The following is a 16,183-nucleotide window of genomic DNA, read 5'->3' as shown; positions in this document are numbered from 1 at the left end:
GGATAAGGAGAAACCATGCTCACCAAGACCAAGTTGGACGACCTCAAGGGCGAAGCCCAGAAGGCCGTCGCTGACGCCCGCCAGATCGCCGAGAAGGCCCTCGAATCGGGCTGGACCGACGACATGACCGCCGACTACGACCGGCACATGGCCAAGGGCAAGGATCTGTTGGAGCAGATCAAGGTGGCCCGCCGCGACCGCGACCTGCTGGACGCGGCCAAGGCGATGGCCGACGAGATCGGCCTGCCCGGAAGTGCCAAGGGCGACATCGACGAGCAGGGCGCGGCTGTGCCGGTGCGCGAGCGCGTGAAGTCCCTCGGCTTGCAGGTGGTCGAGTCGCCCGAGTTCAAGGCGATGATGTCCGGCTTCCCCGATGGCCGGGTGCCCGAGAAGTCCCGAGTGCAGTCCAGCCCGATCGCCATGAAGGGCCTGTTTGTCGGTGGCAACGACACCAGCGCTGGCGCATTCGTGGTGCCGGACCAGTCGGGCATCGTCGAGACGCTCGGTCGCAAGCCCCTGGTGGTGCGTGACCTGGTGTCGGTGCGCCGCACCGGCTCTGATGTCGTCGAGTACATCGAGCAGACCGCCCACACGAACGCAGCCGCGCCCGTGCCCGAGGCGACCAGCTCGGCAGCGCCGACCGCGCCGGGCTCTGCCGGACCGCTGGTGCGCAACCCGGACGGCGGCTACAAGCCCGAGGGCTCGTGGTCCTACGCCCGCCGTCAGGCGAACGTGAAGACGATCGCCGAGTGGGTGCCCGCCACCAAGCGGTCGCTGTCCGACGTGGGAGCGCTCGAAGGGTTGATCAACGACGAGCTGGCCTTGGACGTCAAGGACGCCGAAGAGCGTCAGCTGCTCGTCGGTGACGGCTCCGGGGAGAACTTCACCGGTATCAACAGCTGGTCGGGTGTCCAGACGCAGGCGTTCACCACTGACCTGTTCACCACCACGCGCAAGGCGATCACCAAGGCCCGCGTCGTGGGCCGGGTCAACCCGAACGCATGGGTGATGAACCCGACCGATGCCGAGACGATCGATCTGTTGCGCAACGCGCAGGGCGACTTCTACTACGGCGGGCCATTCGCGATCGGTCAGCGGACCCTCTGGGGCCGTCCGATCGTGGAGGCCGAGGACCAGCCCGCGGGCGTCCCTCTGCTCGGCGACTTCTCCAAGGCTGTCGTGTGGGACCGCGAGCAGACCACGGTCACGATCTCCGACAGCCATGAGGACTTCTTCACCCGAAACATGGTGGCAGTCCTGGCCGAAGAGCGGCTGGCCTTCGCGGTCACCCGCCCGACCGCGTTCGTGAAGGTGGCCCTGTCCTGATGAGCGTCGAAGTTGATGACAAGGCCGTCATGACCGGCAATGAAGCGTCCAACCTCGTCGAGGTGGATGTGGAGATCAACGGGATGACCACCACGTTGCAGCTGGACAGGGCCGAGGCCGAGCGTCGCGGACTTGTCCAGCCGAAGGCCCACGAGCCCGCCAACAAGGCTCACACGCCACGCAACAAGGGCGGGAATGGCTCTCAGCGCTAGCGCTGTCGGCGTCCTGGTGCGTCGGTACTGCGGGTGGCACGTCACCCCAGTCAAGACGCATACCCTGCGGCTGAATGGGTCGGGGGCTGCACTTCTGCGGCTCCCGACTCTTCGGCTCGGCGCCATCCTTTCCGTGCGGGAGAACGGTGTCGACATGGACCCCGCGACCCTCGAATGGTCGACTGATGGGCGCGTGTTCAAGGCCGGACGGTTGCCATGGACTGATCGCCTCGGGGGCATCGTGATCGAGATCGAACACGGATTCGCCGAGGCGGACATGGCGGCGTTCACCGAGGCGATTACCTCGGTCACAGGACATCAGTCGGGAGACCGCGAAATCCTCGGGCCGTTCCAATGGCTCGGTGCCGAGGCTGTCGTTTCCGGCTCGGCATTCACGACCGCCGAGAAGGCGATCATCGACCTCTACGCGCTGGAGCCGAAGCCGTAGATGGAAACCGTCACCGTCACACCGACATTCCGGCGCGACGCGGACGGCAACCAACCGCCAGACGGCACCCCGTATGACCTTGAAGCCAAGGCCGTCGCACCGGGAAACCAACTGCTCGCCTGGGAGGTCGGGCGCGACATCGCGAACGTGCAATACACCGCGTTCTTTCAGCACGACATCCCCACCCAGACCGGGCACCGGATCAAAGTGCGCGGCGACAACCTGATCGCATACGTCCATCGCTGGGTATCGCCATGGACCGATCGCATCGGGGTCGCGGTTCTCGCCCACGGAGCCAGCGACTAATGGCCCGGTTCGTACGCAACGCCAAGACCGTCTCGAAGATCCTCAAGCGAGATCCCGGCATCGCGGCGGCACGCCGCAGGATCGCCGAGCAGATCGCCCAGGACGCCAGGGATAACGGCGCCCAGTTCGTTGTAGTCGCCGAATACGAGACCGACCGTGGCGCCTCTGCGGTCACCGTTGACGCCCATTCGCAAGACAAATACGGCGTGCTGACCAAGGCTGCCCCTGACGGAACGGTACTCAATTGACTTGGGGAAGTGGGGAATCGCGTGGGCCGGCCGATCCTGCCAAGCGCATCAAAAACGCCCTTGCCGTATACGTCCCCACGGTGCTGACCGGCGCTTCGGCTGGCCTGGAATTGCCCGCGGCCTGGACCCCCGCCAAGCCCGTGTTCGTGCTCGTGGCCGACGACGGTGGCGGGGGACTCGAGAACGTCTACACCGATCCCATCATCCGCGTCGTTGCCTTCGGCAACTCGCGTGATCCGCTGCGCAACCTGATAACTCGCTGCGCCGCACACCTTCGCGCCAACAGGCCCGAGGGCATTGCCCGCTTGCAGGGCTCGATGACCGTCCGTGACGGCAGAGATAAGGACACCGGCGCACTGCTCGCGTCGTTCGTGGTCAAAGCGATCACGAGAACCGTAAAAACCACCTAGACCCTTTTGGGAGACAGGGAGATTCCGCTATGGCGGGTAGTGCTGACAATGTGAAGCTGTGGCCGGAGGCCAACGTCTATGTGTTCAACGGGTCGACCACGTTCGATCCCGCGACGCATCTTCCGGCGACGATCGCCGACCCGTTCCCCGCTGGCACCGGCCCCGCGCCACTGTGGACGGTCGCCGGAATGCTCAACGGCGACGCCGGATTCGAGGAGTCCCGAGAGTGGGACGAGTCCGACGTGAAGGCCTGGGGCTACGGCGTGATCAAGGTCGCCTCGAAGGATTACAAGGATGAGCGCAAATGGACTGCGCTCGAAGACAACAAGGTCACCTACGACCTACTGTGGCCCGGTTCCACCGACACGCAGATCGTGGTGCCCAAGCCTGCGCTTCGGTACATCGCCTTCGAGTTGAAGGACGACGAGGGGCGCATCGAGCGCTACATCTCGGCAACCAAGGCCCGCCACTGGGCGCAGAACGTCAACAAGAAAGAGGGATCGGTCGAGGGCTACGAGTTCACCTCGCGCATCTTCCCCAAGGGCGACTTCTCGCTGTACCTCGTCCAGAAGGGCATCCCCACACCGTGATCACGATCCAGTTCGTCAAGAACGTGGGCGACTTCGCCAAGGGCCAGGTTGCTTCAGTCGATGAAAACTCGGCCGAGGCCCTGATCCGGCGCAAAGACGCTGTGCGGTATCCGCCCAAGGGCGCGCAGACCAGTGACAAGGCCAAGGGCGACCAGACCGAACAGAACACCGAGACCGAAGGGCAAGACAATGGCTAAGACCGGCAGCGCGGACTCACCGGCACGCAATGAGGCCGAGGGCGTCGAGACGATCGTGGTCGAGTACGGCGGTCAGTCGTACACCGTCCCGGCGTCCAACGATGACTTCCCGATGCTCTTCACCGAGGCTATCTTGCGCGGCAATCCCATTGACGCGCTGCGAGTACTGCTCGGCGGCGAACAGTGGGTCCGGTATCTCGGCACCGAGCCCACCAACAAGCAATTCGAGGAGTTCTCGAATGTGATCGCCAAGGCAACCGGAATGGACAGCCTGGGAAAATAGCGACCGCTCTGGCGCTGCGGCGCTGGACGGCATGCCAGGGGCTTGTCGCCGCGATGGCCCGAGGGTCATTCGGCGACATGCTCTGGCTCTACATGCTGCTCGACGAGTACGAGGCGGCAGTGGATTCGGACCTGTCACGGTTCCACGGGATCGACTACCGGGACCGCTGGCGTTTCGACGAGCACGGTCGGCGCAAGCTGACCTTGCGGATGATCCATAACCGCGTCTCGTACCTCGATCACGATTCAGCCATCGCGAAAGCCTTGGCACGTGCCGAGGGTGAAATTCCTTGGAGCCTTGCCGATTACCTGATCTCCGACGTGGTGCACGCCCTCACCGGTGAGCCGCACCCCTCGCGCCCGCTGACGCCGGACCAGAAGGCCAAGGCCCGCGAGATGGCGGCGGTCATGGAAGAGCGCCGAGCCCGCGCGAACCGTGCCAAGGCGAAACAGGCCGAGAGGCAACGCATCGTCGACGAGTCGATCGCCGAGGCGCAAGCCAACGTCATCAGAAACCGAGACCTATCACAGAAGGGGGTATAACCGTGGCTGGAGCTTCCGACCCGATCGGCTACTACCCCCTACAGGTCATCCCGGTCATCAAGGACATCGACAAGGCGGTCAACCGCCAGATGTCCGGGCCGCTGGCAGCTTTCGGACGCAAGGCTGGCGCCGACACAGGCAAGGCCTTCGCCTCGGGACTGGAATCGGCCAAGGCGCGCGTGCAATCAGCGTCCAACGCACTGGCGAAGGCACGCAAGGCCGAAGAGGATGCCGTGGGCCGCGTGCGCGTGGCCGAGGCCAAGCTACAGGCTGCCCGCGACTCCGGGAAGAACGATCGCGTCGTTGCCGCCGAGGAGGCCTTGGCACGCGTCCGCCGTGCACAAGTGCTAGCCACACAGTCGGCCACGAACGCCACGCGGGATCTTGCGCAGGCCCAGAACGCCGCCACGGCAGCGGCCACCCGCCAGGCGGGTATCGGGTCCAAGCTCGCAGGTGTATTCGGTGGCGCCGCTTCCGGGGCCAAGGATCTTGCCACCAGCCTGGCCGGAAAGGTCGGCATCGTCGGCGCTGGCGCAGCGGTAACCGGAATGCTCTCCAAGGCCTTCACGGTCGGCATGGACTACACGCGCACCATGAACACCATGGCCTCGGTGTCCGGCGCAACAGCCGACCAAATGGCCCAGGTATCGGCGCGAGCACGCGAACTCGGCAACGACATCTCCCTGCCGGGCACCTCGGCCAACGACGCCGCCAACGCCATGACCGAACTGGCCAAGGGCGGATTCAACGTCCAACAGGCCATGGACGGCGCCAAGGGCACCTTGCAACTCGCGGCAGCTGCCGGGATCTCAGCGGGCGAAGCCGCGACCATACAGGCCAACGCGCTCAACGCGTTTGGTCTCAAGGCAGATTTTGCCGGCAAAATGGCCGACATCCTGGCCAACGCCGCGAACGCGTCAAGTGCCGAGATCACCGACATCGCCTACGGCCTACAGGCAGGCTCGGCAGTCGCCAACCAGTTCGGCATCAGCGCCAACGACACGGCAGCGGCCCTTGCCCTACTCGCGAACAACGGCATCAAGTCCTCTGACGCCGGTACCTTGCTCAAGTCCGCGCTACTGCACCTGGCCGCACCGAGCGATCAGGCCTCCGGCGCGCTCGATGCCCTCGGCGTGAAGGCCTACGACGCACAGGGCAATTTCGTCGGCCTACAGGCGCTCATGGGCCAGCTGCAAGACGCCTCGAAGCGCCTCACCCCGCAATTGTTTCAAGAGAACGCGGCCCTCGCATTCGGCTCGGACGCCGCCCGCCTGGCAGGCATCGGGGCCAAAGAGGGCGCGCAGGGCTTCGCCGCCATGGCGCAGGCCATGGGCAAGACGGGCGCCGCCGCTGATGTAGCGGCTGCCAAGACAAAGGGACTGCCCGGCGCGTGGGAGCGCGTGCAGAACTCGGTGGAGTCGTTCGCACTGTCGATCTACGACGTGGTGAAGGGACCGACCGAACAGTTCACGAACAACCTTGCGGCGGGCATTGGCCGCGCCGAAGAGGCCTTCAAGGGCGCCGTGCCGGTCGTGCAAGGCTTCTATTCGGCCCTCGATCAGGCCGGAGTCATCGACGTAGTCAAGGGCGCATTCTCGGCCCTGTTCTCGACCGTCGAAGGCGTCGTCACCGCGGTCACATCCACCGTGGGTTGGTTCAACCAAAACCGTGACGTAGCAGCGGCATTGGCCGCTGTCGTGACAACCGCCCTTCTGCCGTCCCTGTACGCAACGACCCTGGCGTTCGCCCGCCAGGCAGCGGTCGCGGTCGGCTACAACGCGCTCGTCGCCGCCACCAAAGCGTGGACCGCCGCGCAGTGGCTCTTGAATGTCGCACTCAACGCCAACCCGGTCGGCCTGATCATCACAGGACTGGTCGCCCTCGGCGCTGCGGTCGTGCTGGCCTACCGGCGATCCGAGACATTCCGAAACATCGTGCAAGGCGCCTGGAATGGCATCAAGGTCGCCGCGCAAGCCGCCTGGACGCAGGTCCTACAACCCACCATCAAAGGCATATGGGAAGGCATGCAGTGGGTCGGCGAGAAGTCGATGTGGCTGTGGCGCAACGTCTTCACGCCCACCTGGGAAGGCATCAAGCTCGCCTTTACCACCGGCTGGGACATCATCAAGCTGGTCATCGACAAGATTCGCAGCGGCATGCAATTCCTCGGCGACACCGTCTCGGGCATCGCCTCGGGCATCGGTGACGCATTCCGGGGCGCCTTCAACGGAGTAGTTGGCATCCTGAAGGCCCCGCTCAAGCTGCTCGGCATGTTCCTATCAGCGTTACCGGACAAGGTGTTTGGCTTCGACATACCCGGAGCCAGTGCCGTCAAGAGCTGGGGGCAGACACTTCAAAGCCTCAACACTGGCGGCACCATCGCGGGCCGCACCAACTCCGGCGTCTTCTACGGCCCCGGCACCGGCACCTCAGACAGCCTGGTCGGCATCGACGCCACTGGCGTACCCACCGTGCGCGTCTCCAAGGGCGAGGGCGTAGTGAACGCCGGAGCAATGGGGCGCGGCGGCTCGGTGCTCGTCGCGGCGCTCAACGCCGGGTGGGTGCCATCGCCTGAGTACCTGAACAGCCTCGTCGGGCTGGCCGGTGGCGGTGTCATCTCCGCCGACCAGCTGACCAACTTCGCCAGCGGCGTCGAAGGCAAGCCCTACGTGTGGGGCGGGACCAACTGGGGCGACTGCTCGGGCGCCGTGAGCGCACTGGCGAACTACGCGACAGGAATGGCACCGTTTGGATCCCGATTCGCCACCGCGACCGAGCAAGGCGAACTGGCCAAGCGCGGCTTCAAATCCGGCCTTGGCCCTGCCGGTTCGCTCAATATCGGATGGGTCAACGGCGGGCCAGGTGGCGGTCACACCGCCGCGACACTGCCCGATGGCACCAACTTCGAGATGGGCGGCAGACGCGGCAACGGCCAGTTCGGCGGCGCAGCAGCTGGTGCGGGCGATAGCCAGTTCACTCAGCACGCCCACCTGCCGCCCGAATACTTCGGAGGGCTTGACGCTGGCGCACCGACCTACGGCGGCGGAGGCGGCGGCGCATTCCGTGCCCCCGGTGGCGGATCCTCCGGTGGCGGCGGTATATATCGCTCGGCGACCGGCTCGGAGCTGTCCGCGTCGGGCGATCGGGTCACCTCGGCGAACACGGCACTCAAGAATGCTGACCAGTCTGTCGATGACCACCAGTACCGGCTAGAGCGGGCCAAGGCCTCCCTTGAAGAGGTCAAGGGTAAGAAGCACAGCCAAGAGCAGATGGACGCCGCACAGCGGCGCGTAGAGGTCGCCGAACGCGAACTCGCCGACGCCACCGAGCGACAGGCACGCGCCAGGGACAAGGCGAGCAAGGCCGCGCAGCAAGACAGCGACTTGCGCAAGTTCGGCGTGGCGCAACGCGGAGGAGCTGGCGGCGGCGGACTCGGGTCGGTGTTCGGCGGTGGCGGAGGCTCCGGCGGCGCAGGTGGTGGCGGCGGGGGAGACCTCGGCGACCTGATCAAGATCTTCGGCGGCGGCATCTTGGAGACCTTCGGACTCGACGGGTCGTGGCTGCCCGATATCCGCGAACTTGGCGTCGTGAAGATGGCCGACGCCATCATGGGCATCAAGGGCGGGCAGTCGCCCGATGGCATGGAACTACCGCAGGGCGCACCGCCCATCGGTGCGGGCGCAGGCGACGGCGTGGACGGCGGGACCTCCTACGACGCCTCGGTCACGATCAACGGCAACGTCGGGTACACGCCCGAGCAGGTGCAGGGGATCTCCGAGCGCAACCAGAACCGCCTACGCGGACGAACCCCGGTGGGTGGGTAGATGACGCTCTGGAAAGACCTTCCCCAACATCTTCGATGCGACGGCATCAGCATCAAGTACATCGCGCCGCGCTCGGGCCGCATCTGGCACCTGACCGGATGGAACGCCGGAGCCGAGGGCGCCATGATCAACGGCCCGATACGCGGACTGTGGCACATGCCGTACGAGTCGGTGTGGACCGAACCGGCTTACGGGGCACCGGAATTTGAGCGCACCGTGGACGGCAAGCGCACACCCGGATTCGATGTGCTGCTCATGTCGGACACCAAATTCGGGTGGTTCGACACCGAGGCGAAGTGGTGGGAAGACTGGCCGGTCGGCGTCCCCGGATGGCTCTCGATGTGGACACGTCGACTCGGCGAGTTGTGGATTCCGGTTATGCGCGACAAGCCCACCGAGACCGAGATGGAAGACGACCCGGCAGGGCTGAACGGGAACAACCATCAGATCTGGACGATGGACCTGGCTCAGTCCGGTAACCCCCGCTGGCGCAGGCCCCCGAAGGTTGACCGATACATCAACCAGGGCAAGGCCGAAGCGACGCTGTATGTGGCCAACCAGAGCAAGGAGGCCGAGGCATGGCCGGTGTTCTTTGTCTCGGCCCCGGCACCGCATCATGGCATCAAGCTCGCCAACGGCAACGGCGGCGAAATGGTGCCCGTCCCTGAGCTGTTGCCCGGCGAGCACTGCATTATCGACACCGACCCGACGCACCGTATCGCGATCTCGGCCACCGATCCGGCTGACGACTTCTTCAAGAAGTTCATACGCAACTCCGAGCTTCTGTCATGGCTGCTCGGGAACTACGGCGATACGGGCGAATCTGTCCTGAAACGCTTTCACGGGCAGGGATTTACGCGCCCCATAGCGCCGGGTGAGGTCGGCGCACTCAAGGTGATACACCCGACACCGGGCGGCAAGGTCGGGGTACTGCTACCGCAGAGATTTGAGCGTGCCCACGCCTGACCTCGGCCATGTGCTGACGCCAGAGATCGAAAGCCAACTGCTCGAAAGACAGCACGCCTACCTCAATCGGGAGACAAAGCCTCCTCTCATCCGGTTGTGGGACAAGAATTTCAAGCTCATCTCCCGTATCGCCCTGCCGGAGACGTGGGACGCCGAAGAGCTGGCCCACAACGCGGGCGAGGCGACGATCGAGATCGTCGGCGAGGCCAACGCCTGGTTGCGCGAAATCATCGTCTACGACACCAAGCCCGAAGAGGACTTGTTCATCACGTTCGACTTCGACCCGGACAAGCCGCACGACTGGCGCAACCGGTGGGGCGGATTCGTCGACACGATCACTGACACCGAAGAGCAGGGCAAGGCCACCCGAACCGTCCTCAAGTGCCTGCATGGTCGGCGCTACCTCGAAACAACCTTGCTGGCAAGCAATCCTGTGTTTCCGCAGGAGATACAGCTGCCGAAGATGTTCCTGTGGGGTGGCCCCACGGCGACCGCCTGTGCCTCGGCTCTGTGGATCAACCTGTTCCGTCTCTACACCCTCAACGGGTTCTTTCCGTTGCCGCGCAACCTCTTCGCGCCCGAGACCTACTTGGAGAACGTCTCGCCGCTGAATTGGCCGGTACAGGTCATGCCGCTCAATCCGATCACGGACCAGTCGCGGTGGTGCACGCTCGGCGCGAAATGGAAAGACGCGCATACGATCTTCGATCCGCTGCTCAAAAATGCCGGCGTTGTCGCGAAGGTCTATTGCTGGCTGCCGGGAGATCCGCCGCCGTACACCATGTTCGGTCCACTGGCTGACACCCTCAAGCCGTCGCGGGCGTGCTTCATCGTCGATTTTCAGAACAAGTCGGGTGTCACCGGCTGGACGGGTACAGCTCTCGATGGCGGCATGAACCTGATCGCGGCGACCGCTGACGACATGATCACAGAGTTCCTGTTCCCGATCGACGCGGACGGGGACGGGGAGACGGACCCGTTCATCCGGCGTCTTCTAGGGGTGGCCCCAGCACCCCCGCCCATCGTGTACCGCGACGCCGGATACGGCGGGCCACTCAAGTCGACGATGACAATCCACAAGAGCCAGGCCACCGACATCGTCACCGGGGGCAAATCGCCCCAATGGGTCAACCAGGCCATCACTTTCGCTATCCGCTATGCCCTGTCCCAATTGGCCCAGACCATCGCGTTCTACGGGCAGGCGCAGGGCACAGAGGGCCTGGACAACCTCTATCAAGGCCAGCTCGACGACGTGTTCCTGGCCTACATGCGGTGGGTCGACCCACGACGGTCGGCCACGGTCGGCCCGTATGCGCGGCGCGAGTACTTCGAGCCCGGAACAGGTTCGGCGTACACCATCAACGGGGTACAAAGCCTGCGCCAGGGCGACTACAAGTGCCAGGCGTACACCACATTCAAATTCGATGTGCTGGACGGCTTCCCGTACAAGCTCGGCGAGGACTTCGAGCTAGGGGACCGGATACAGGCCGAGCGTCGCGGCATCTTGCACACCGATCAGGTGCTCGCGATCCGGCGCAGTGGTGGGCGCCTGGTCTCGCATCGTCCGCTCATCTCTCTTGGCGACGACTCTCGCGAAGAGGACCCCATCTCGCGGGGATTCGCCCAGATCGCCAACGTAGCCAACTTCGCCGCCCTGCTCGCCGGTTCCGGAGACATGTTCTAGGAGGTTTCCCAGATGGCCGGTCCTGCAAGAAAACTGATGAACCCACCGAACTACAAGCTGACGCGCGAGCAGGCCATCGAGGTCAACGACGTAATCGAGGAGCTGTATCAGGCAGCGTTAGACGGCATCGGCCCCGGTGGTCAAACCCTCGGCATGCTGCCCGATCTGCTCAAGTCGTGGTGCTTTCACTTCGCCCTCGCAGGCGTACGCGTCGTGCCCGAGAAGGCTTTGATCAAGCGTCGCCCCTACCGCGATCAGACCGGCATGTTCAAGGGCGCTCACGAATGGGTGTCCATCGACACCCCCGATGACCCGCAAGACGAAGCCGAACAGGTCGCCAAGGAAATCGAAGAGCTTCTCATCGAGCGCGCCGGATCACTGAGCGCCGGAGTCCGCGACCGACTCGTCAACCGCCTACAGGAATTGGGCGGTGCCACACGCACATTCACACCCGACGACAACCCAGAAGGGGTAACGCAATGATCGGTGTCACTGACCCCCTGCCCACCGAACCCGTATATCTCGGGGAACACCCTGCGCTGCTCAAGTTCTACGCCATGGTCCGCAATCCGGGCGATCCGCCCGGCATCGGCGGAACCTTCACCCTGCTCGGACCCGATGGCGTGGTCACCCTCGAAGCGATCAAAGGCGACAAGGGCGATCCCGGCACACCAGGCAAGGCCGTCATCTGGCAGGACTCCTCGATCACCGATCCCGCCGACCTACCTACCAACCTCGATGAGACCGACGCCAACCGCGCGTGGTGGATCAACAACATGGCGCACGTATGGATCGGCAACGACTGGCTGGTACGCCCAATGGGCTGGGCCGGACCTCCGGGCGTGACGCCGAGGCTGACGATGTCCGGTGAATCGGTAGGGCCGACTGACCCCTTCGAGGCAATTCCGTCCGGCACGCCCGAGGACCCGCACATTCACCTCAAGGTGCCCACCCTCAAGGGCGACACCGGGGACAACGCCCGCATTCTCGACGCTGGCGACTTCCACACCCCCGCAGGCGGCACACAGGTCGGCCAGGCCCTCGTCATCCGCGCAGGCGGCGGGATCACCTCCCAAGACATCAACCCGATGGCAGGGGAGCTGTACTCGGTCCCTGAACAGCTCTTCAACAACTACAGCCCAGGCGGATCGGCCAATCGCCAACAGATCGCCACCTTCACCGTGCCGCCCTACGAGATAGACGTGGTCCCTCGGGTGTCGGGCCATCTCATCTGGAAGCGCGAACTGTTCTCCTCGGCGCAGGTGATCGTCGAGGCCCGCCTCGGCGACCCCGCCACGGGCGTTCTGCTATCCCGCTCACTGTTCTCGGGCATGAACATGGACGGCCTAACGCAGATGGCCGAAGCCAACTTCGGGGCGCACACCTCGGACGCTGGCAGCCCATCACGCGCATTCGCCCCCGGAACCAACGTAGGCCGCATCGTGGCGGGCTCCACGGGCGCTCAGGCCACCATCTACTTCTCGCTGGTCAAGATCGGCGGCAGCGGCGCCTATTCGTTCAACAACGCTGGTGCTCAAGCCGACATCGTGGTGCTCCCGGCGAGCTGATGGCGCGTAACGGGGCCTTTGACAGGCATGTACCGGACGACGACCACAACCCGCTGAAAAACCTGCTCGGATGGGAGGCTGAACTCGGCGACGCCGGAAAGGTATTCGGTGACGCTCTCGGCCCCCTGTGGGGACTCGGGCAGCGTGTCTTGCAGACCATCCTCGGTCAGACCGACAACCCACTAGAAGAGCTGCGCGACTTTCTCGGCGGCAAGTGGGCCTCGATTGCGGACTTGCAAGAGCGCGTCGAAAACATCCCGGTCCTGGGCGACTTCTTCGAGATCATCACCGGCAACCCCGACAGCGACGCAGGCGACGCAGGCTCATTCATCCGGGGCGCCCTCGACGCGATACGCAACGGCGCCACGGGCGGCTCAGCGCCGACGCCAGGCAACTCGTTCATCACGGACTTGTTCAATTCGGTGTTCGGAGTCCGCAACACCGCCACCTCCGCACAATCGGCGGCATCGAGCGCGCAGACGACTGCAGGCAATGCCCAATCAGCCGCCAGTAACGCCAATTCCCTTGCCAACGCCGCACAATCAGCCGCCAGCGACGCGCTTTCTGGGGTCACGCATGTCGCGCAGAACATCTTCAACACCTGGTTCGGCAGTGATCAGGCAGCCGGGACACCCGTCGAGGTGCAGCAGACGATTGCGGCGATCAAGCAAGCCGTCATCGGCGGCTACACCGTCGACACCTTCACGTCCAATGGCACATGGACCAAGCCCGCCAACCTCATTGAATGGTGGGGCATCTGCATTGGTGGCGGCGGCAAGGCCATGCCTGGCACCACCTCGGCCACCAACTCCGATGTAAGGCTTGGCGGCGTCGAAGGCTCCTCGGGTGGCTACATTGCCCAGCAGATCGCACCGGCAGACGTACCGGCGTCGCTTTCGGTCACGGTCGGGACCGGGGCAACCACCAATGGAGCTAACGGCGCCATTACCTCGATTGGCTCGCTGGTGGCCTCGTCGCCGAACGGCTCCGGCATATCCACGATCGCCGGATTCACCCCGGCTTCCTCCACACCCGGTAAGGGTGGTGCTGGGGGGCAGGCCACGGGTTCGGCTGGCAGTGCGGGGCAACCAGGAGGTAGCACGCCGCTGGCCGCTGGGGGTGCAGGCGGTGCGGGTAAGACAGGCGGGTCAGGCACCGCCACCGCTGGCGGAGACGGGGGTCCAGCGTCGCTAACCGGCCCGACCAAGGCAGGCGGTGGTGGCGGCGGTGGTGGCGGCGGCAACGGTTCCACCGGCTCGGGGACCAAGACGGGCGGTAAAGGCGGCAACGGCGGCTACCCCGGCGGCGGCTCTGGCGGCGGCGGTGCCGCAGTAGGCGGCGGCTCGGTGGGCTCATCCCAAGTAGCGGGCCAGCCAGGGACCGCGCCTAACGGTGTCGCATTCATCATCTACAAGACAGGATAGAAAATGGTGAAAGCTGTTGAAATACCGACTGATTTGAGCACATGGCCCGCAGGCTGTAAGCACTACCGCCTAGCGGACGGGTCGTATGTCGTCATTGACATCGACACCCCCGAAGAGCGCCACGACCGGCACGTAGACGAGATCACCCGCGGCGCCCCATACACGTACACACAGCGGCCCACCGTGGTCATCGCAGTCGATGAAAACGCCTGCGCTACAAGCTTGGAACGCCTCTACGAATTCGCACCCGGCACGACACACACCGAGGCGCTAGAGGCCCTCGGGCACTCGATCACCTAACAACACACGCGGCATCGCCGCCAACCCCAACTCGGCCTCCGTGACATCCGCACGGGGGTCTTCTTTGTACCCTAAAAGAAAGGCACACCATGAGTTTTCGCACCGCCTACGGCAACACCTACTCGGAGAACCGCTGGCGCATGTGCAACCGCGACGAATGCGACATCGTGCGCATCCCCGAGCTGTACCTGGTTGACACTGCGCCGCTGCGCACGGGGGCACCGCTCACTATCCTGGGCGCCTGGCTGTACTGGTATGACCGCAACGTCGAAGAAATCACCTCCCCAGTGTGGGGCTGGTCAGCCACCAACGACGTCGCCAACTCGAATCACCTGGCGGGCACCGCCGTGGACATCAACGCACCCAAGTACCCGTGGGGTGACCGCACGATGCCCGCCGCCCGCATCGCTAAAGTCCGTGCGGGACTCAAACTCTTTGAAGGAGCGGTGTATTGGGGTGCGGACTGGAACCGTGCCGACGAAATGCACTACCAGATGGCATGGCCCGAGGGCGACACACGCAACGACGCGTTCGCGGCCAAGCTCCGCGCCGGATTCCTCGGCATCTATACGCCAAGCCAGCCGCCAGCCCCGGTTCAGAAGAGCTTCCCGCAGGATCTGTCCGACCGCGAGCTGCTCGAATACATCGCCGCCCAACTTGGCCCCGGTGACCCAGCCTGGGCATCGAAAGGTATGACACTGCGCGACAAGGTGTGGTCCAAATGAAATGCAAAGAACTGCTCTCGCCGAAAGTGCGGCTGTGGCTGTATTCGGTAGCGGTCGCACTGTTTTCGCTGATGCTTTACTACAACATCGTCGATGAGAAAGCCGCGCCGCTGTGGTTGAACCTGATCTCAACGATATTCGTTGTGGGCGGCCAGATCGTCGCCACCGCCCACCTCCCCCGCAGCAGCGCGCCCACCGATGAAGAGGAGGGGCGACAGTGACGACACCGACACCCGGCCTGGAGTACTTCAGGCTCACCGGCTTCATGGATGCGGTAGTCACCGACGAGGTCGACGAGAACCTGGTGCCCGACCGCAAAGGCATCAACGCCAGAGTCACCCTAACCCCACTGGTCAATAACATCGAATACCCCGAAGTCGTGGCCACGATCGACGGCGCACCACACATCGAAATCCTGTGCCCGGTCGTGGGCAGACTCGATGATGGTGTGTTGAAAACCTCGGCGACACAAACCGATATCTGGCTTGTCGCCAACACCGCCGCCATCGAGCTACCCGACGAGGCATTGATCTACCGGGTCGAGTTCTCCGAGGTGGTATTCAACAAAAGCCACGACCGGCACCTCAAACCCCGAAAATTCACCGCACCCAACACTGCCGACGCCGTGATCGACCTGTCATCGATCACGATCTCGTGAGGGCCGATGGGTCCAGGGGTTGCTCAGATAGTGCTTTCCTGCTCCCACGCCTGGACTATGGCTGCGAGTGTGGTGCCCATGGCGGTGGCGACGTGTGCGAGTTCGATGACATCGAGGCGCCGTTCGCCGGATTCGTATTTGCTGACGAACGACTGTGGCACATCTAATTGTTCGGCTATGTGTACCTGCGTCAGGCCCGCTTGTTCGCGCATCTGCCGCAGCAGCGCGCACAGGCGCTGGTACTCGGCTGACACGATGGACTTGTCCACGCGTTCTAGCGCACTCTTGCACCACCTTGTATCCCAATTTAGGATATTCGTTATGGCGGCTATAGCTGTGCCATCCTCACCCCGGCCCAATGGCACCGAGCGGGTGCGGCGGCAAATGCGCAGTACTCGCTATTCGGCGGCGGGGATCGCACACGGGCAAATCTGTCAACTCTGCCCTGAATTGCGCCGTCTGGCTAGACGGC

21 protein-coding genes are annotated in these 16,183 nt (G+C 64.3%); 20 read left to right on the top strand and 1 reads right to left on the bottom strand.

All coding sequences use genetic code 11. From position 1 onward, the window contains the following. The first annotated feature begins 15 nt into the window (after positions 1-15). The 20 genes from RHO23_RS14670 (at position 16) to RHO23_RS14575 (ending at position 15,711) form a co-directional block, all read left to right on the top strand. A complete protein-coding gene (locus RHO23_RS14670; RefSeq protein ID WP_423487998.1) occupies positions 16-1,326 on the top strand; it encodes a phage major capsid protein in 1,311 nt (436 codons plus the stop codon). Beyond that, positions 1,326-1,538: a hypothetical protein gene (locus RHO23_RS14665; protein WP_423487997.1), complete on the top strand. Its 213-nt coding sequence runs from the start codon at positions 1,326-1,328 to the stop codon at positions 1,536-1,538. The genes RHO23_RS14670 and RHO23_RS14665 overlap by 1 nt, the downstream gene beginning before the upstream one ends. Beyond that, positions 1,522-1,986 (top strand): hypothetical protein, encoded by a 465-nt coding sequence (locus RHO23_RS14660; protein WP_423487996.1) that lies wholly within the window; start codon positions 1,522-1,524, stop codon positions 1,984-1,986. The genes RHO23_RS14665 and RHO23_RS14660 overlap by 17 nt, the downstream gene beginning before the upstream one ends. Then, on the top strand, positions 1,987-2,292 hold the full coding sequence (locus tag RHO23_RS14655; RefSeq protein WP_423487995.1) for a hypothetical protein: 306 nt from the start codon (positions 1,987-1,989) through the stop codon (positions 2,290-2,292). Then, positions 2,292-2,540 carry a hypothetical protein gene (locus RHO23_RS14650; RefSeq protein ID WP_423487994.1) on the top strand — a complete coding sequence of 83 codons (249 nt, stop codon included), beginning with the start codon at positions 2,292-2,294 and terminating at the stop codon, positions 2,538-2,540. Before RHO23_RS14655 ends, RHO23_RS14650 begins: the two co-directional genes overlap by 1 nt. Then, positions 2,537-2,950 (top strand): hypothetical protein, encoded by a 414-nt coding sequence (locus RHO23_RS14645; RefSeq protein WP_423487993.1) that lies wholly within the window; start codon positions 2,537-2,539, stop codon positions 2,948-2,950. Before RHO23_RS14650 ends, RHO23_RS14645 begins: the two co-directional genes overlap by 4 nt. Positions 2,951-2,979: 29 nt before the next feature. Next, a complete protein-coding gene (locus tag RHO23_RS14640; protein WP_074341521.1) occupies positions 2,980-3,540 on the top strand; it encodes a hypothetical protein in 561 nt (186 codons plus the stop codon). Beyond that, a complete protein-coding gene (locus RHO23_RS14635; protein ID WP_423487992.1) occupies positions 3,537-3,737 on the top strand; it encodes a hypothetical protein in 201 nt (66 codons plus the stop codon). Before RHO23_RS14640 ends, RHO23_RS14635 begins: the two co-directional genes overlap by 4 nt. Then, the gene (locus RHO23_RS14630) at positions 3,730-4,020 is read left to right on the top strand and encodes a hypothetical protein (RefSeq protein WP_423487991.1); all 291 of its coding nucleotides are present in this window, start codon (positions 3,730-3,732) and stop codon (positions 4,018-4,020) included. Before RHO23_RS14635 ends, RHO23_RS14630 begins: the two co-directional genes overlap by 8 nt. Positions 4,021-4,073: 53 nt before the next feature. After that, positions 4,074-4,562 carry a hypothetical protein gene (locus RHO23_RS14625; protein ID WP_423487990.1) on the top strand — a complete coding sequence of 163 codons (489 nt, stop codon included), beginning with the start codon at positions 4,074-4,076 and terminating at the stop codon, positions 4,560-4,562. Between the two features lie 2 nt (positions 4,563-4,564). Further along, entirely contained in the window at positions 4,565-8,386 is a 3,822-nt protein-coding gene (locus RHO23_RS14620) for a phage tail tape measure protein (RefSeq protein WP_423487989.1), read from the top strand. After that, the gene (locus RHO23_RS14615) at positions 8,387-9,352 is read left to right on the top strand and encodes a hypothetical protein (RefSeq protein ID WP_423487988.1); all 966 of its coding nucleotides are present in this window, start codon (positions 8,387-8,389) and stop codon (positions 9,350-9,352) included. Beyond that, on the top strand, positions 9,339-11,036 hold the full coding sequence (locus RHO23_RS14610) for a hypothetical protein (protein WP_423487987.1): 1,698 nt from the start codon (positions 9,339-9,341) through the stop codon (positions 11,034-11,036). Before RHO23_RS14615 ends, RHO23_RS14610 begins: the two co-directional genes overlap by 14 nt. Before the next feature lie 12 nt (positions 11,037-11,048). Next, positions 11,049-11,519 (top strand): phage gene 29 protein family protein, encoded by a 471-nt coding sequence (locus RHO23_RS14605; protein WP_423487986.1) that lies wholly within the window; start codon positions 11,049-11,051, stop codon positions 11,517-11,519. Further along, positions 11,516-12,604, top strand: a complete 1,089-nt coding sequence (locus RHO23_RS14600) for a hypothetical protein (RefSeq protein WP_423487985.1) — start codon at positions 11,516-11,518, stop codon at positions 12,602-12,604. Before RHO23_RS14605 ends, RHO23_RS14600 begins: the two co-directional genes overlap by 4 nt. Then, positions 12,604-14,028 (top strand): hypothetical protein, encoded by a 1,425-nt coding sequence (locus RHO23_RS14595; protein WP_423487984.1) that lies wholly within the window; start codon positions 12,604-12,606, stop codon positions 14,026-14,028. The genes RHO23_RS14600 and RHO23_RS14595 overlap by 1 nt, the downstream gene beginning before the upstream one ends. A gap of 3 nt (positions 14,029-14,031) precedes the next feature. Beyond that, on the top strand, positions 14,032-14,328 hold the full coding sequence (locus RHO23_RS14590; RefSeq protein ID WP_423487983.1) for a DUF7572 family protein: 297 nt from the start codon (positions 14,032-14,034) through the stop codon (positions 14,326-14,328). An 89-nt stretch (positions 14,329-14,417) separates the two neighbouring features. Further along, positions 14,418-15,053, top strand: a complete 636-nt coding sequence (locus RHO23_RS14585) for a M15 family metallopeptidase (RefSeq protein ID WP_423487982.1) — start codon at positions 14,418-14,420, stop codon at positions 15,051-15,053. Continuing rightward, positions 15,050-15,274, top strand: a complete 225-nt coding sequence (locus RHO23_RS14580) for a hypothetical protein (RefSeq protein ID WP_423487981.1) — start codon at positions 15,050-15,052, stop codon at positions 15,272-15,274. Before RHO23_RS14585 ends, RHO23_RS14580 begins: the two co-directional genes overlap by 4 nt. Further along, on the top strand, positions 15,271-15,711 hold the full coding sequence (locus tag RHO23_RS14575; RefSeq protein WP_423487980.1) for a hypothetical protein: 441 nt from the start codon (positions 15,271-15,273) through the stop codon (positions 15,709-15,711). Before RHO23_RS14580 ends, RHO23_RS14575 begins: the two co-directional genes overlap by 4 nt. 23 nt (positions 15,712-15,734) lie before the next feature. On the opposite strand, the gene RHO23_RS14570 is transcribed toward RHO23_RS14575, so the two are convergent. Continuing rightward, positions 15,735-15,980, bottom strand: coding sequence for a helix-turn-helix domain-containing protein (locus tag RHO23_RS14570; protein ID WP_423487979.1), 246 nt, complete (start codon positions 15,978-15,980; stop codon positions 15,735-15,737). Between the last annotated feature and the right edge of the window lie 203 nt (positions 15,981-16,183).

Origin of the sequence: Mycobacteroides sp. PCS013, assembly GCF_049532645.1 — a bacterium.
GTDB classification, from domain to species: Bacteria; Actinomycetota; Actinomycetes; order Mycobacteriales; family Mycobacteriaceae; genus Mycobacterium; species Mycobacterium gwanakae.
The sequence above is the reverse complement of the archived record's forward strand: the minus strand, read 5'-3'. Positions and strand labels throughout refer to the sequence as shown.

Coding starts and splice junctions, on each gene's coding strand:
- RHO23_RS14670 (WP_423487998.1), top strand. CDS start 16: ATGCTCACCAAGACCAAGTTGGACGACCTCAAGGGCGAAGCCCAGAAG.
- RHO23_RS14665 (WP_423487997.1), top strand. CDS start 1,326: ATGAGCGTCGAAGTTGATGACAAGGCCGTCATGACCGGCAATGAAGCG.
- RHO23_RS14660 (WP_423487996.1), top strand. CDS start 1,522: ATGGCTCTCAGCGCTAGCGCTGTCGGCGTCCTGGTGCGTCGGTACTGC.
- RHO23_RS14655 (WP_423487995.1), top strand. CDS start 1,987: ATGGAAACCGTCACCGTCACACCGACATTCCGGCGCGACGCGGACGGC.
- RHO23_RS14650 (WP_423487994.1), top strand. CDS start 2,292: ATGGCCCGGTTCGTACGCAACGCCAAGACCGTCTCGAAGATCCTCAAG.
- RHO23_RS14640 (WP_074341521.1), top strand. CDS start 2,980: ATGGCGGGTAGTGCTGACAATGTGAAGCTGTGGCCGGAGGCCAACGTC.
- RHO23_RS14630 (WP_423487991.1), top strand. CDS start 3,730: ATGGCTAAGACCGGCAGCGCGGACTCACCGGCACGCAATGAGGCCGAG.
- RHO23_RS14625 (WP_423487990.1), top strand. CDS start 4,074: ATGGCCCGAGGGTCATTCGGCGACATGCTCTGGCTCTACATGCTGCTC.
- RHO23_RS14615 (WP_423487988.1), top strand. CDS start 8,387: ATGACGCTCTGGAAAGACCTTCCCCAACATCTTCGATGCGACGGCATC.
- RHO23_RS14605 (WP_423487986.1), top strand. CDS start 11,049: ATGGCCGGTCCTGCAAGAAAACTGATGAACCCACCGAACTACAAGCTG.
- RHO23_RS14600 (WP_423487985.1), top strand. CDS start 11,516: ATGATCGGTGTCACTGACCCCCTGCCCACCGAACCCGTATATCTCGGG.
- RHO23_RS14595 (WP_423487984.1), top strand. CDS start 12,604: ATGGCGCGTAACGGGGCCTTTGACAGGCATGTACCGGACGACGACCAC.
- RHO23_RS14590 (WP_423487983.1), top strand. CDS start 14,032: ATGGTGAAAGCTGTTGAAATACCGACTGATTTGAGCACATGGCCCGCA.
- RHO23_RS14585 (WP_423487982.1), top strand. CDS start 14,418: ATGAGTTTTCGCACCGCCTACGGCAACACCTACTCGGAGAACCGCTGG.
- RHO23_RS14580 (WP_423487981.1), top strand. CDS start 15,050: ATGAAATGCAAAGAACTGCTCTCGCCGAAAGTGCGGCTGTGGCTGTAT.